Raw genomic sequence first — 14,458 nt, 5'->3', positions numbered from 1 at the left:
GGAGCCGCCGCAATAAGAACGGCTTTCCGCGTCATCCGCGGCGCGCGCCCGCGCCCCCGGGGAATGGGCGCCCCTTACAGATGCTCCCCCAGCAGTTGCAGCGCGGCGGCGGTGAAGGCCCGCATATTGGCCTCCCGCTCCGCCGCGCCGGTCTCGATCGTCCGCACCATCTCGACCGGCCCGGCGATGGCCACGCAGCTGTGCCCGGCCGCGTCGCCGTAGCGGTTGCCCGCGGGCCCTGCCGCGCCGGTTTCCGCCAGCCCCCAGCTCGCCCCCAGCCGATCGCGCGCCCGGCGTGCCAGCAGCAGCGCGTAGGGTTCGCTGGCGGAACGCATCCCGGCCATATCCTCGGGCGTGATGCCCAGCAGCGCTTCGCGGGCCGCGGCGGTGTAGACCACGGCCCCGCCCAGCATGAAGGCCGAGGCCCCCGGCTGCGCCAGCAGCACCGCCGACAGCAGCCCGCCCGCCGAGCTTTCGGCCACCGCCAGGGTGTCGCCGCGCGCCCTGAGCCGGGCCGCCACCTCCGCCGCCTGCGCCAGCAACTCCTGCATCCGTCGCCTCCCCTGCTCCCCTCCCGCGCGCCGCCGGGCAGCCGTGGGAGATGGGGCGGCAGCATGGCCCCGCCCCGCCCCGGCCGCCAGCACCGCACCCGCCGCTGATCGCGCAGCTGTGCGCCGCCCAGGCGTCGCTCACGGCTTGGCCCGGACATCCGACGGCGGCAAAGGAGCCTCGCGCATCACCGGCAGAAGGCCCGAAGCCCATGGCGAACCCCTCCTCTCCCGAAAGCCCGCTTCCGCCATCCCCGACCGCTTCCGCCGCCCTCACCCGGCGCGCCACGCTGCTGGCGCTCCTGGGCGCGCCGCTGCTGGCGCGGGCGCAGCCGGCGCTGGCGGCGGGCGTGGAGCTCAGCGTGCTGATCTCGGGCGGCTTCCAGTCCAGCTACCAGGCGCTCGTGCCGGCCTACGAGAAAGCCTCGGGCAACCACGTCACCACCCGCCCCGGCCCCTCCATGGGCACCACCGTGAACGCCATCCCGCAGCGCCTCGCCCGGGGCGAGCCGGCGGACGTGCTGATCATGGTGGGCAGCGCGCTGGACGCGCTGATCCGCGACGGCCGCGCCGTGGCCGGCTCCAAGGTGGACCTCGCCCGCTCGCCGATCGGGGCCGCGGTGAAGGCCGGCGCGCCGGTGCCCGACATCTCCACCGTGGACAAGCTCCGCGCCGCGCTGCTGGCGGCGAAGTCCGTCGCCTATTCCGACAGCGCCAGCGGTGTCTACATCCAGGACCAGCTGTTCAAGCGCCTGGGCATCGAGGATCAGATGCGAGGCAAGGCCCGCATGATCCCGGCCACCCCGGTGGGCGAGATCGTGGCGCGCGGCGAGGCCGAGCTCGGCTTTCAGCAGGTGGCGGAACTCCTGCCGGTGTCCGGCATCAGCTTCGCCGGCCCGATCCCCGACGAGGTGCAGGAGGTCACGGTCTTCTCGGCCGGCATCGCCACCGCGTCGCAGCACCCCGAAGAAGCGCGGGCGCTGATCCAGGCCCTCGCTGCACCCGCCGCCGCGCCGGTGCTGCGCGAGAAAGGCCTGCTGCCGATGGCGGGCTGAGGGGCAGCACCAGCCGAACGCCGCCCCGCTCTCAAGGGCGCGGTACCGGACGCCGCCGTGGAACAGCCCGGCGGCGCTTCGGGCCGGGGCGCCGCCCGCCGGGGGTCGCACACCGGGGGTCGCACGCCATCTGCTCCATGATGCCGTGCGCCGGCAACGGGCCGACAACGGGAGTGTCACCGCCACGCTGCTTGTGACCAATCCTGCCCGTCGGTAGCGTCCGGCCCGCAACATCGGAGAAACCGCATGAGCCAGACCACCCCCGTCGTCGCCGTCTTCGTCACCAAGCCCGGCGCCGAGGAAAAGGTCGAGGCGATGTTCCGCGCGGTGGTGCCCACCACGCTCGCGGAAGAAGGCTGCATCACCTACCAGCTGCACCGCGACAGCGAGAACCCGCGCCGCTTCGTGTTCACCGAGGAATGGGCCAGCCGAGAGCTGCTCGACCGTCACCTCGCCGCCCCCCACATCGCCACACTCTTCGCCGCGCTGCCCGAGCACCTCGAGAGCTCCGAGGTTTCGGTGCTGACCCGCCTCGCCTGAGGCGGCACCCCAACTCAGGCCCGTCACCCCGCGCATCTGCCATCGTGCAAGGGTGGCGCGCCGGTCGCCGTCCGGTCCTGCGGGCACGCACGCTCCTCCGGTCCGGAGCGCGACGCCGCGTCCCGCCCGGCGGCGGCATCCGCGGCGCTGCGCGCCAGCCCCGCAGCCGCCGCCCTGGCCAAGCTTTCCCGTGGCCAGCAGGAAACCCCGCCCGCCCGCGGACCCTTTCATTGCCGTCCAGCCCGCGCACGCCCGCCGGTGCCCCTGCCGGCGGCCGACCGTGCCCCGCGCCGCGATCTCCAGGAACCCAACGGAGGCCCTGCCCCATGTCCGACCGCGCCCCGGCGTCCGAGACGCCCCAGATGCGTGACATCCCGATCGGTATCGACGCCACCGGGCACCGCACGGAAACGGATTCCATGGGCGAGATCGCCGTCGCCCGCGACCGCTACTGGGGGGCGCAGACGCAGCGCAGCCTCAAGCACTTCTCGATCGGCCACGACCGCATGCCGATCGAGGTGTCGCGCGCCTTCGGCCTGGTGAAGAAGGCCACCACGCTGGTGCACGAGCGCGAGGGCCGCATCCCGCGCTGGAAGACGGCCGCGATGCTGCGCGCCGCCGACGAGGTGATCGAGGGCAAGCTCGACGAGCACTTCCCGCTCTACGTCTGGCAGACCGGCTCCGGCACGCAGAGCAACATGAACATCAACGAGGTGATCTCGAACCGCGCCATTCAGCTGCTGGGCGGCGAGATCGGCTCCAAGAAGCCGGTGCATCCCAACGACGACGTCAACATGGGGATGTCGAGCAACGACAGCTTCCCCACCGCCATGCACGTCGCCACGGTGAAGATGCTCGACGAGCGCCTGTTTCCCGAACTCGACGCGCTGGCCTCCACCATCGAGCGCAAGGCCGCCGAATGGAGCGACGTGGTGAAGATCGGCCGCACCCATCTCGAGGACGCGGTGCCGCTGACGGTGGGGCAGGAATGGTCCGGCTACGCCCACCAGATCCGCGATGCCGTGCGCTCCCTGCAGCAGGCGCGCGAAGGGCTGCTGGAGCTCGCGATCGGCGGCACGGCGGTGGGCACCGGCATCACCGCGCCGCCGGGCTTTTCCGTGGCGGTGGCGGACGAGATCGCGCGCCTCACCGGTCAGCCCTATCGCACCGCGCCCAACAAGTTCGCGGCGCAGGGCTCGCTGGATGCGATGGTGCGGGTGAGCGCGGCGCTGCGCAACGTGGCCGTGGCGGTGATGAAGATCGCCAACGACATGCGCTGGCTGGCCTCGGGCCCGCGCTGCGGCATCGGTGAGCTGACCCTGCCGGAAAACGAGCCCGGTTCCTCGATCATGCCGGGCAAGGTCAACCCGACGCAGTGCGAGGCGATCATCATGATCGCCATCCAGATCATCGGCGAGGACAACGCCGTGGCCTTCGCGGGCAGCCAGGGCAACTTCGAGCTCAACGCCATGCGGCCGATCATCATCAACAACGTGCTGCACGGCATCCGCATCCTGGCCGACGGCTGCGAGAAGTTCCGCACCTTCTCGGTGGAAGGCACGGAGCTGAACCGCCGGCGCATCGCCGAGCAGGTGGAACAGTCGGTGATGCTGGTCACGGCGCTCAGCCCCGTGGTCGGCTACGACAAGGCCGCCGCCATCGCGCACGACGCCATGGAGCACGACCTGACGCTGCGCGAGGCGGCGCTCAAGACCGGCGCCATCACGGAGGAGGAGTTCGACCGCGTGGTGGACGCGCGCAAGATGGTGGGCGAGGGCCTCGCCGGCGCCTGACCCCGATCCCCGCGCGGCGGCTCACCCCGCCGCGCGGACGTGCGCGCCTTCCGGCGCTCCTACCAGCCGAGCAGCAGGAACAGCACCGCGCCGCCGCCGATCAGCAGCAGCGGGTTGACCTTGGTGAACAGCAGCAGCGCCGTGCAGCCCGCCGCCACGCCCCAGGCCAGCGCCCCGCCCTCGGCCGCGTCCAGCAGCGTCGAGGATGCCGCCAGGATCATGCCGGCCGCGACGGGGGCCAGCCCGTCCTCCACCGCGCGCTGCCAGGCCGCGCCGCGATACCGCGCCCACAGCCGCGCCAGCCCGTACACCAAGATCGAGGAGGGCGCGAAGATCGCCACCGAGGCCACGATCGCCCCCAGGAAGCCGGCGACGTGGTAGCCCACCAGCGACACCAGCAGCGATCCCGGTCCCGGCGTCATGCGCGACAGCCCGTACAGGTCCAGGAACTGCGCGTCCGTCATCCAGCCGTAGACCGACACGGACTGCCGGTGGATGTCCGACACCACGCTCTGCCCGCCGCCGACCGTCAGGAAGGACAGCGGCACGAAGACGATCAGCAGCCGCAGCAACAGGCCCGCTTCCATGATGCCCCTCAGCCCTTCCGGCGCTGTTGCCACGCCGCCCAGCCGATGCTGAGCGGCGCCATGCCGCCCACCACCGCCAGCAGCGGCAGGCGCAGGAAAAAGATCGCCACGAACACCGCCGCCATGATCGCCACCGGCACCGTGCCCTGCCGCACCACGCGCCAGCCCGCCCGCAGCCCCATCTGCAGCGACAGCCCGATCGCCGCCGCGGCGATGCCCGCCAGCACGACATGCGCGGCGTGATAGGCCGACAGCCGCGCGAACACCGCCGCCACCGCGATCGCCACGAACATGGCCGGCGCCACGATGCCGAGCACGCCCGCCAGTGCCCCGGCACCGCCGCGCAGGCGATAGCCGATCCAGATCGACAGGTTCACCACGTTCACGCCGGGAAAGGCCTGCGCCAGTGCCAGGCCGCTGAGGAACTCCCCTTCGCTGATCCAGCGGCGCGTCTGCACGAACTCGCGCAGCATCCAGCCGCTCAGCCCCCCGCCGAAGCTGGTGAGCCCGATGCGCGAGAAGGCCGCGAAGATCGCCCAAAGGCCGGGCGCGAGTTCGAGGGAGGGGTTGGCCCCGCCCGCCACCCCGGCACCCCCTGCCGGCAGTGCCGCAGCGCCGGACGAGCCGCTTCGCACGGTCGGTTCCGTCACGCCCCCCTCCTTTTTTCCTCCTGCACAACCTCCCGCCGCCGGGAGACGAGCGCAAGCCGCGGCGGAGCGCGTGAGACATGCGCGGGCCGGTGCCATATGGCCCCCCCATCCGGCGCACCGCCCTGGGCGGGGCGGTCGCGAGCCCGGTCTCGGGACCGCCTCCGGCGGCATGACCTCGCCCAAGGGGTGCCCGCCCCGGGGAAGCAGCCTCCACGCGAGGTCTTGGCTGCGTCCCGGTCCCCGGATGGTTGCCGGTCTTGCGATCCTTCGATGGTTATCGAATTTAGGCTCGAACCTTTGCTGGAGCCTTCATGGCCGGTCTTTTCACGCCCTACACTCTCAAGGGCACCACGCTTCGCAACCGCATCGCCGTGTCGCCGATGTGCCAGTACATGGCGCAGGACGGGCTGATCAACGAATGGCACCGCGCGCACTACGCCGGCCTCGCGCGGGGCGGCGCTGGCCTGGTGGTGGTCGAGGCCACCGCCGTGTCGCCGGAAGGGCGCATCACCTGGGCCGATCTCGGCCTGTGGAACGACGCCCAGGCCGAGGCGCTGCGCCCGGTGGTGGCCGACATCCGCGCCGCCGGTGCCGTGCCCGGCATCCAGATCGGCCATGCCGGCCGCAAGGCCTCGGCCAACCGCCCCTGGGAAGGCGACGACCACATCCCCGAGGGCCAGCCCAACAGTTGGCGCACCATCGCCCCCTCGCCGCTGGCCTTCGGCCCGGGGCTCGAGCGCGTGCCGCAGGAGATGACGACCGACGACATCGCCCGCGTCCAGGGCGACACCGTGGCCGCCGTGATCCGCGCGCGCGACCTGGGCTTCGAGTGGCTCGAGCTGCACATGGCGCACGGCTACCTGGCGCAGAACTTCTTCTCGCCCATCTCCAACCACCGCACCGACGCCTACGGCGGCAGCGCCGAGAACCGCGCCCGCTACCTGTTCGAGACCCTGAAGGCGGTGCGGGCCGTGTGGCCCGAGGACCGGCCGCTCACGGTGCGCCTGAGCGTGGTGGAATTCGACGGCAACGACGCCATGCTGGGCGAGGCAATCACGCTGCTCCGCCGCATGAAAGCCGAAGGGCTCGACTTCGTGGACGTGTCGATCGGCTTCAACACGCCCGAAGCGAAGATCCCCTGGGGTCCGAACTTCCTGGCCGACACCGCCGCGCAGGTGCGCCGCGAAACGGGCCTGCCCGGCGCCACCAGCTGGTACATCTCCGACGCGCGTGAGGCCGATGCGCTGGTGCGCGACGGCAAGATCGACCTGGTGATGCTGGGCCGGCCGCTGCTGTCGGATCCGCACTGGCCATACCACGCAGCCAAGACGCTGGAAGTCGAGAACCCCGCCTGGGCGACGCTGCCGCCGCCCTATGCGCACTGGCTCGCCCGCTACCGCTGAGGGCGCCGCTTCGACGCTGGCTGCCGTTGCTGCGGGGAAGGGGAGAAGGAATTCTCCCCCTCCCCGGACCCCTCCCCCTCATCTTTTTCCGGGACGCTGCCGCGGGAGCGTGGTGAACGTCGTGCGCTCCGGCTCATCGAGCCGGAGCGAGCGACACGTCAGCGAGCACTGACAGGAAGCTTTGGTTCTTTTGGGAAGCGCTGGCGGCAGCCGTTCCGTGACCAACCTTCAACGTCCCCGCGGTAGCGTCCCAAAGAAAGATGAGTGGGGGTCCGGGGGAGAGAATTCCTTGTCTCCCCCGGGACAGCGCCACGCCGGACCAGCCGCACGATCACCCCACGGCGTTGCCCATCTCGAAGTTCCCCGGCCCGAAGCTGTCGGGCAGCAGGTCGCCCAGCGTACGCTCCAGCAGCACGGCGCCACCCGCATCCACCATCCGCACCCGCGTCGCGGCCGCACCGAACTCGCGCAGCTTCTGCCGGCAGCCGCCGCAGGGCGTGCAAGGTGCCACGGCATCAGCGGCCACCACCACCTCGGCAATGTGCCGCCCGCCCGCCATCACCATGGCGGCAATCGCCCCGGCCTCGGCGCAGGTGCCTTCGGGAAAGGCGGCGTTCTCGACGTTGCAGCCGGCGAAGACCGCGCCCTCCTCGGTGCGCAGCGCGGCGCCGACTAGGAAGCGGGAGTACGGCGCGTAGGCCCTGACGCGAGCCGCCAGCGCCGCCTCGACCACCGTGTCCAGCCCGTCCGCCGCCACGTCCTGTTCCGCCGCGCCCTGTCCTGCCACGCCCTGCTCTGCCACGCCCGGGCCCGCCGCGGCCGGCGCGTCGGCACCGGTCTCCGCACCGCCCACAACCGGGCCGGTCGCCGCCTGATCCAGCTTGGCCATCCTCAGCGTTCCTTCACGTAGGGGGTGCCGCTCGCCTTGGGCGGGATCGATCGTCCCACGAAGCCCGCCAGCAGCACCACCGTCAGCAGATAGGGCAGCGCCTGCACCAGCTGCACCGGGAACTCGCCGATGCCGGGCAGCACCACGCCCTGCATCCGGATCGCGACCGCGTCGAGCACGCCGAACAGCAGGCAGGTGAACAGCGTAGGCCAAGGTCGCCACTTACCCAGGATCATCGCCGCCAGCGCGATGAAGCCGCGCCCCGCCACCATGTCGCGCACGAAGCCCGCCCCCTGCGCGGTAGAGATCGCGGCCCCCGCCACCCCGCACAGCACCGCCGCGATCGCCACGCCGGCGTAGCGCAGCCGCACCACCGAGATGCCGGCGGTGTCCACCGCGGCCGGGTTTTCGCCCGCCGCGCGCAGCCGCAGCCCGAAGCGCGTGCGGTACAGCACCCAGGCCGACACCGGCACGGCGAGAAAGGCGATGTAGACCGGCAGCGTCTGCCCGCCGATCACCGTGCCCCAGAGCCTGCCGATCACCGGCCCCAGGAATGGCACCTCGTGCAGCGCCTCCGCCCCGGGAAAGGGGATCGCCAGGAAGCGCCCGGCGGGCGGGAGCGGCGGCGTTTGCCCGCCCTGCTGAAACCAGGACAGCGCCAGCACCGCCGTCAGCCCCGAGGCCAGGATGTTGACCGCCATGCCCGACACCACCTGGTTGCCGCGCAGCGTGATGGCGCTGAAGCCGTGGATCAGGCCGAACACGAGGCTCGACAGCACCGCCGCCAGCAGGCCCGCGTAAACATTGCCGGTCACCGCCGCCGTCGCCGCCGCCGCGAAGGCGCCCAGCAGGATCTTGCCTTCCAGCCCCACGTCCACTATGCCCGAGCGTTCCGAGAACAGCCCGGCCAGCGCCGCCAGGATCAGCGGTGCCGAGGTCCGCAGCGTCGCCGCGACCACCGAGAAGACCACGTCCTCCATCAGCCGGCCTTCGGGAGCGCTGCGGCCCGCGTCGCCAGCAGCCGCCCCACCGCCGGGCGCAGCAGGTTGCCCAGCGCCCCGGTGAACAGGATCACCAGGCCCTGGATCAGGATCACCAGCTCCGTCGGCACCGCCGGCATGTCGAAGGCGAGCTCCGCCCCGCCCTGCGCCAGCGCGCCGAACAGCAGCGCCGCCAGGATCACGCCCGCCGGATGGTTGCGCCCCATCAGCGCCACCGCGATGCCGGTGAAGCCGTAGCCGCCGGTAAACCCGATCAGCAGCTTGTGCTGCACGCCCAGCAACTCGTTCACCGCGACGCCCGAGGCCAGCGCGCCGGACAGTGCCATCACCAGCACCGTGCGCCGGCGCGCGTCGATCCCGGCATAACTCGCCACGTCGGCGGAAAGCCCCACCACCCGCAAGCCGTAGCCCCAGGGCGTGCGCCAGATCAGCAGCCACACCGCCACCGCAGCCAGCAGTGCCACCGGCAGCGCCAGGTTCACCGGGGTGGAGCCGGGAAAGCCCAGCCACCCCAGCGACGGCAGCACCGCGTTGGCGCCGAAGTCGCGCGTCTCGGGCGCCATGGAGCCCGGCGCGATCAGGACGTTGACGATCAGGTAGACCATCAGCGCCGCGGCCAGGAAGTTGAACATGATGGTGGTGATCACGATGTGGCTGCCGCGATAAGCCTGCAGCCAGCCCGGCACCGCACCCCAGACGCCGCCGAACCCCGCGCCCACCAAGATCGCCAGCGGCACCAGCACGCCCGCAGGTAGCCCGCCCAGCGTGAGGCAGACCAGCGCCACGCCCAGCCCCGACACGTAGGCCTGCCCCTCGGCGCCGATGTTGAACAACCCACACTGAAAGGCCACCGCCACCGACAGTCCGGCGAACAGCATGTCGGTCGCGTAGTAGAGCGTGTAGCCCACCGCGTCCGCCGAGCCGAGGCTGCCCACCGCCAGCGCCCGCAGCGCCGCCACGGGGGACTCGCCAACGCCCAGGATCACGATCGAGGTCACCAGCAGCGCCAGCAGGAGGTTGAGCAGCGGCAGGAGAATCAGGTCGGCCCAGCGCGGCAGTTCCACGCCGCTCACGCGCCAAGCATCCCGGGCACCGCGAGAGCAGGGCTGGCGCCCGCACCCGCGACGCCGCGCAGCCCGCCGGCCACGCCGCAGCGCCGGTTCCTCGCCGCACCCATGACCGAACCGTTCAACCCCGAACCTTTCGGCGCCGCTCCAGACACCCTCGCCTCACGCAACGCCACGCCCGCCGTCATCCTGCCCCCGCCATCGCGTTCCCCGCCACCGCACCCGGGGGCACGCCCGCTTCCGCGCCCGCCATCAGCAGCCCCAGCCGGCGCTCGTCCGCTTCCGCCACCGGCAGCTCCCCCGTCACGGTGCCGTCGAACATCACCAGGATGCGGTCGCTCAGCCGGGTGATCTCGTCCAGCTCCACCGAGACCACCAGCACCGCCACGCCCGCGGCGCGCGCCGCCAGCAGCCGCGCGTGGATCGTGTCGATGCCGCCGATATCCACGCCGCGCGTCGGCTGCCCGACGATCAGCACCTCCGGCGCCCGCTCGACCTCGCGCCCCACGATCAGCTTCTGCTGGTTGCCGCCCGAGAAGAGCGAGGATCGCAGCGTCGGGATCGGCGGCCGCACGTCGTGCTCGCGCATCAGCCGCGCCGCCTCCGCCTCGATCCGGCGGCCGTCGAGCAACCCGCCCCGGCGATAGCGCGGGTCGTCCTGGTAGCCCAGGATCGCGCTGTCCATCGCCGGGAAACCGCGCACGAGGCCGGAGCGCAGCCGGTCCTCCGGCACGTGCGCCAGGCGCTGCGCCCGCAGCGAGGCCGGGTCGTGCCGCCCGCCGGGAAACACCGTCTCGCCACGCAAGCTGATCCGCCCGCCACTCGGCGCGCGCATCCCGGCGAGCGCTTCCAGCAACTCGCTCTGCCCGTTGCCGGCCACCCCCGCGACCCCCAGGATCTCGCCGCCGCGCAGGGCGAAGCTGACGCCCTTGACCCGCTCCACGCCGGTATTGTCGCGCACGCGCAGGTCCTCGACCTCCAGCAGCACGGGTCCCAGCGCCACGGCGGGCTTGGTGTTCTCGCGGCGCAGACGCCGCCCGATCATCAGCTCGCCCAGCTCCTCGGGCGAGGTCTCGCGCGTGACCCGGTGCGCCACCATCTCGCCCGCCCGCATCACCGAAACCCGGTCGGTGATCGCCATGATCTCGCGCAGCTTGTGGGTGATCAGCAGCACGGTCCGCCCCTGCGCCCGCAGCGCCCGCAGCACGCGGAACAGATCGTCCGCTTCCTGCGGCGTCAGCACGCCGGTCGGCTCATCCAGGATCAGCACCTCGGCGCCGCGATACAGCGCCTTGAGGATCTCGACCCGCTGCTGCGCGCCCACCGGCAGCTCGCCCACCACGGCATCCGGGTCGACCGCCATGCCGTATTCCGCCGCCAGCCGCCGCAGCTCCGCCCGGGCCTTGGCCGCGCCACGCCGCAGCAGCGCGCCGCCCTCGGCGCCCAGCATCACGTTTTCCAGCACCGTGAAGCGGTCCACCAGCATGAAGTGCTGGTGCACCATCTCGATGCCCTGCCGGATCGCGTCCGCCGAGGAGGCGATGCGCACCACCTTTCCGTCGCGCAGGATCTCGCCGCTGTCGGCCGTGTAGAAGCCGTTGAGGATCGACATCAGCGTGGACTTGCCGGCGCCGTTCTCGCCCACGATGCCGTGGATCTCGCCGCGGCGGACAACGAGGTCCACCGCGTGGTTGGCCTGCACCGTGCCGAAGCGCTTGCTGATCGCCCGCAGCTCGATCGCGGGCGGGGCAGCACTCAGTTCGGGCACGAATTGTCCGTCATGTAGTCGTGGATGGTGACCTTGCCCGCGATGATGTCGGCGCGCGCCTGGTCGATGCGCTGGCGCATCTCGGCCGTCACGATCTTCTCGTTGTTCGCGTCGAAGGCCAGCGCCACGCCGTCATCCTCCAGCCCCAGGACATGCGTGCCCGCGGTCCACTTGCCGTCGCGCGCCGCCTCGAAGGCGGTGCGGGTCGCCACGTCCACGCGCTTGACCATGCTGGTCAGGACGTGGCCCGGGTGCAGCGCGTTCTGGTTGCTGTCCACGCCGATGCCGTACTTGCCCGCATCCGCCGCCGCCTGCAGCACGCCGATCCCCGTGGCACCCGCGGCCTGGAACACCACGTCCGCCCCGCGCTCGATCTGCGAGCGCGTGAGCTCCGCCCCCCGCACCGGATCGTTCCAGGCGGTGGGCGTGGAGCCGGTCATGTTCTGCAGCACCTCGATCCGCGGGTTGGCCGCGCGCGCGCCCTGCACGTAGCCGCAGGCGAACTTGCGGATCAGCGGCACGTCCATGCCGCCCACGAAGCCGACCTTGCCCGTGGCCGAGCGCAGCGCCGCCAGCATCCCCGCCAGGTAGGAACCCTGTTCCTCGCGGAACAGCACCGACTGCACGTTGGGCGCGTCCACCACCGCGTCGATGATCACGAAGTGGATCTGCGGGAACTCCGCCGCCACCGCCTTGACCGCGCTGGTCTGGTTGAAGCCCACCGCCACGATCGGGTTCTGGCCGCGCCGGGCGAAGTTGCGCAGCGCCTGCTCGCGCTGGGTGTCGTTCTGCGGCTCGAACTCCCGTACCTCGGTGCCGCTCGCCTTCTGGAAGGCCATGGCGCCGTCGTGGACGCCCTCGTTGAAGGACTTGTCGAACTTGCCGCCCATGTCGAAGACGATGGCGGGCTTGATCTCCTCCGCCGCGAGCGGGGCCGCGACACCGGCCAGGAGCGCGACCGCGGTGGCGCCCAGCAGCATCGTGCGTCGGGACAGCTGGAGCAGGTTCTTCATCGAGGAGTTTCCCGGGATTGTTGTGAGGAACCGGTCAGCCGACCGAGAGCCGGTAGCGCGCGAAGCCGCCCGGCGCGTCGCCCAGCGGGTCCGCCTTCAGCCCCGCCGGCAGCGCGACCTTGGCCGCGGCCGGCGAGGACACGTAGGACACGACCGTGCTGGCCGGCCAGGGCACCAGCGACCAGTTGCCATCCGCCTTGGGGTCCACCGTCTTTTCCTCGACGATGTAGCGCACGATCACGTCGCGGTTCAGGTCGGGCGCGTCGAGCACGATGGTCTTGCCGTCGGCGCCGGGGAAGTTGCCGCCGCCGCCCGCGCGGTAGTTGTTGGTGGCCACCAGGAACTGCGCGGCCTCGTCGATCGGCTTGCCGTCGTAGGTGAGGTCCACGATGCGGTGGCTGTCGGGCGCGACGAGCTTGCCGTCGCCGTCGTAGCGGGACGGCTTCGTCACGTCGATGCGGTAGCGCACGCCGTCGATGATATCGAAGTTGTAGGACGGGAACTTCCCGTCGATCAGATCCTGCTCGGCGGTGGAGCTCGGGTCGATGCGGTTGAAGATGCCGGCCGAACGCTCCAGCCATTCGCGCACCTGCGCGCCGGTGACCTTCACCACGCGAACGGTGTTCGGGTACAGGTAGATATCCGCCATGTCCTTGATGGCGAGCGGCCCGGGCTTCACGTCGGTGTAGTAGTCCGGCCCTGAACGGCCGCCGCACTTGAACGGCGCCGCGGCCGAAAGCAGCGGCAGCCCGCCCAGGCCGGACGCCTCGGCGATGCTCTTGATGTACCAGCTCTGCGCGTTGCTCACGATCTGCACCGAGGGATCGTCGGCCACCAGCGCCCAGTAGCTGTTGATCGGCGCCGAGGTCTCGCCCACCGGCTGCCGCACGTAAGCGAGCGTTGCCTCGTGCTCGGGCTTCGCGGCGTCGAGCACCACCGGCGCCGCGGCCACCTTGGGGATGATCTTGCGGTCGGCGGTGCGCTCGTAGATCGGCCGCGCCTCCACCTTGAAGTCCGCGACCTTCCAGGCGCCGTCACGCCCTTCGAGGCGCAGGTCGATCACGCCCAGGTGGCTGCCCCAGAAGCCCGCCATCACCGCCGGCACGCCGTGCAGCGTGCCGCGCTCGGCATCGGCGCCGGCAATATTGCTGAAGTCCTTGCCCGGAAAGACCAGGTGCTGATGGCCGGTGAAGATCGCGTCGATGCCAGGCACCTCGGCCAGGTAGAGCGCCGCGTTCTCCGCCCCCGCCACCGCCGGGCCACCCGCGATGCCGGAATGGCACAGCGCGATCAGCACGTCGCAGTTCCGGCGCAGCTCGGGGATGTGGCGCTTCGCCGCCTCCACGATGTCGATCGTCGAGGCCTTGCCTTCGAGGTTGGCCTTGTCCCACTGCATGATCTGCGGCGGCACGAAGCCGATCACGCCGATCCGCAGCTCGTGCCGCACGCCGGCCTCGTCCACCAGCTCCCGCTGGAACACCCGCGTCGGCGCCACCAGCGGCTCGCCATCGGCCTTGAACAGGTTGGCGCAAACGGAAGGGAAGTTCTGCCCGCCCAGCGAGGTGCCGAGATAGTCGAGGCCGTAGTTGAATTCGTGGTTGCCCAGCGTGCCGCAGACGTAATCGAGCTTGTTCATCGCGGCGATGATCGGGTGGACGTCGCCCTGCTTCAGCCCGTGCTTGTAGGCCATGTAGTCGCCCATCGGGCTGCCCTGGATCACGTCGCCGTTGTCGAACAACAGGCTGTTGGGCACCTCGGCGCGCGCCGCCTCGATCAGCGTCGCGGTCTTGGCCAGGCCCACCGTGTCGTCGTCCCGGTCGCGGTAATAGTCGTAGGGGTACACGTTGACGTGCAGATCGGTGGTTTCCAGCAGCCGCAGCCGGATCGTGGCCGCTCCTGGGGCGGGCCTCGCCGCCGAACCCCCGCGCGTCTGCGCCAGTGCCGCCCCGCCCAGCGCTGGCAACGACAGCACCGAGGCCGTCCCGGCGAGCAGCAGCGAACGGCGGGAAAGGGGGGAGCGTGTCATGGGCACCTGCGGGTGAAAACGGCCTTAACCGCATTCTCCCCTCGTGCCGCCGGGCGATCAATCCCCGTTAGGGCCGCCGCCGGTGCGCCGGGGCGCGGGGCGGGCACAGCCATCGGCC

General features: G+C 71.6%; 13 protein-coding genes. 4 read left to right on the top strand and 9 right to left on the bottom strand.

Annotated features, from left to right (window positions below; all coding sequences use genetic code 11):
* Positions 1-74 precede the first annotated feature (74 nt).
* Entirely contained in the window at positions 75-551 is a 477-nt protein-coding gene (locus ACFFGY_RS09025; protein ID WP_377044144.1) for a CinA family protein, read from the bottom strand.
* A 209-nt stretch (positions 552-760) separates the two neighbouring features.
* On the opposite strand from ACFFGY_RS09025, the gene ACFFGY_RS09020 reads away from it, so the two are divergent.
* From ACFFGY_RS09020 to fumC, 3 genes are all read left to right on the top strand, one after another.
* Positions 761-1,603: a substrate-binding domain-containing protein gene (locus tag ACFFGY_RS09020; RefSeq protein ID WP_377044143.1), complete on the top strand. Its 843-nt coding sequence runs from the start codon at positions 761-763 to the stop codon at positions 1,601-1,603.
* 246 nt (positions 1,604-1,849) lie between these two features.
* Entirely contained in the window at positions 1,850-2,143 is a 294-nt protein-coding gene (locus ACFFGY_RS09015; RefSeq protein WP_377044142.1) for a putative quinol monooxygenase, read from the top strand.
* Between the two features lie 326 nt (positions 2,144-2,469).
* Positions 2,470-3,936, top strand: coding sequence for a class II fumarate hydratase (fumC, locus tag ACFFGY_RS09010; RefSeq protein ID WP_377044141.1), 1,467 nt, complete (start codon positions 2,470-2,472; stop codon positions 3,934-3,936).
* Positions 3,937-3,995: 59 nt separating this feature from the next.
* On the opposite strand, the gene ACFFGY_RS09005 is transcribed toward fumC, so the two are convergent.
* A complete protein-coding gene (locus ACFFGY_RS09005) occupies positions 3,996-4,523 on the bottom strand; it encodes a chromate transporter (RefSeq protein WP_377044140.1) in 528 nt (175 codons plus the stop codon).
* An 8-nt stretch (positions 4,524-4,531) separates the two neighbouring features.
* A complete protein-coding gene (locus tag ACFFGY_RS09000) occupies positions 4,532-5,173 on the bottom strand; it encodes a chromate transporter (protein WP_377044139.1) in 642 nt (213 codons plus the stop codon).
* 311 nt (positions 5,174-5,484) lie between these two features.
* Between ACFFGY_RS09000 and ACFFGY_RS08995 the strand changes: the two genes are divergently transcribed.
* Positions 5,485-6,576, top strand: a complete 1,092-nt coding sequence (locus tag ACFFGY_RS08995) for an NADH:flavin oxidoreductase/NADH oxidase (protein WP_377044138.1) — start codon at positions 5,485-5,487, stop codon at positions 6,574-6,576.
* Between the two features lie 331 nt (positions 6,577-6,907).
* Here the strand turns inward: ACFFGY_RS08995 and cdd are convergent, their stop codons facing one another.
* The 6 genes from cdd to ACFFGY_RS08965 form a co-directional block, all read right to left on the bottom strand.
* A complete protein-coding gene (gene cdd, locus ACFFGY_RS08990; RefSeq protein ID WP_377044365.1) occupies positions 6,908-7,333 on the bottom strand; it encodes a cytidine deaminase in 426 nt (141 codons plus the stop codon).
* A gap of 134 nt (positions 7,334-7,467) precedes the next feature.
* Positions 7,468-8,445 carry an ABC transporter permease gene (locus ACFFGY_RS08985; protein WP_377044137.1) on the bottom strand — a complete coding sequence of 326 codons (978 nt, stop codon included), beginning with the start codon at positions 8,443-8,445 and terminating at the stop codon, positions 7,468-7,470.
* Positions 8,445-9,539: an ABC transporter permease gene (locus ACFFGY_RS08980; RefSeq protein WP_377044136.1), complete on the bottom strand. Its 1,095-nt coding sequence runs from the start codon at positions 9,537-9,539 to the stop codon at positions 8,445-8,447. The genes ACFFGY_RS08985 and ACFFGY_RS08980 overlap by 1 nt, the downstream gene beginning before the upstream one ends.
* Before the next feature lie 178 nt (positions 9,540-9,717).
* Positions 9,718-11,301 (bottom strand): ABC transporter ATP-binding protein, encoded by a 1,584-nt coding sequence (locus tag ACFFGY_RS08975; RefSeq protein ID WP_377044135.1) that lies wholly within the window; start codon positions 11,299-11,301, stop codon positions 9,718-9,720.
* The gene (locus tag ACFFGY_RS08970) at positions 11,289-12,314 is read right to left on the bottom strand and encodes a BMP family lipoprotein (RefSeq protein WP_377044134.1); all 1,026 of its coding nucleotides are present in this window, start codon (positions 12,312-12,314) and stop codon (positions 11,289-11,291) included. Before ACFFGY_RS08970 ends, ACFFGY_RS08975 begins: the two co-directional genes overlap by 13 nt.
* Positions 12,315-12,348: 34 nt before the next feature.
* Entirely contained in the window at positions 12,349-14,340 is a 1,992-nt protein-coding gene (locus tag ACFFGY_RS08965) for a bifunctional 2',3'-cyclic-nucleotide 2'-phosphodiesterase/3'-nucleotidase (protein ID WP_377044133.1), read from the bottom strand.
* Positions 14,341-14,458 lie beyond the last annotated feature (118 nt).

Origin of the sequence: Roseomonas elaeocarpi (assembly GCF_042433915.1) — a bacterium.
Lineage (GTDB): Bacteria > Pseudomonadota > Alphaproteobacteria > Acetobacterales > Acetobacteraceae > Roseomonas > Roseomonas elaeocarpi.
This window is presented reverse-complemented; position numbering and strand designations above follow the sequence as displayed.

Coding starts and splice junctions, on each gene's coding strand:
- ACFFGY_RS09025 (WP_377044144.1), bottom strand. CDS start 551: ATGCAGGAGTTGCTGGCGCAGGCGGCGGAGGTGGCGGCCCGGCTCAGG.
- ACFFGY_RS09020 (WP_377044143.1), top strand. CDS start 761: ATGGCGAACCCCTCCTCTCCCGAAAGCCCGCTTCCGCCATCCCCGACC.
- ACFFGY_RS09015 (WP_377044142.1), top strand. CDS start 1,850: ATGAGCCAGACCACCCCCGTCGTCGCCGTCTTCGTCACCAAGCCCGGC.
- fumC (WP_377044141.1), top strand. CDS start 2,470: ATGTCCGACCGCGCCCCGGCGTCCGAGACGCCCCAGATGCGTGACATC.
- ACFFGY_RS09005 (WP_377044140.1), bottom strand. CDS start 4,523: ATGGAAGCGGGCCTGTTGCTGCGGCTGCTGATCGTCTTCGTGCCGCTG.
- ACFFGY_RS08995 (WP_377044138.1), top strand. CDS start 5,485: ATGGCCGGTCTTTTCACGCCCTACACTCTCAAGGGCACCACGCTTCGC.
- ACFFGY_RS08985 (WP_377044137.1), bottom strand. CDS start 8,445: ATGGAGGACGTGGTCTTCTCGGTGGTCGCGGCGACGCTGCGGACCTCG.
- ACFFGY_RS08970 (WP_377044134.1), bottom strand. CDS start 12,314: ATGAAGAACCTGCTCCAGCTGTCCCGACGCACGATGCTGCTGGGCGCC.
- ACFFGY_RS08965 (WP_377044133.1), bottom strand. CDS start 14,340: ATGACACGCTCCCCCCTTTCCCGCCGTTCGCTGCTGCTCGCCGGGACG.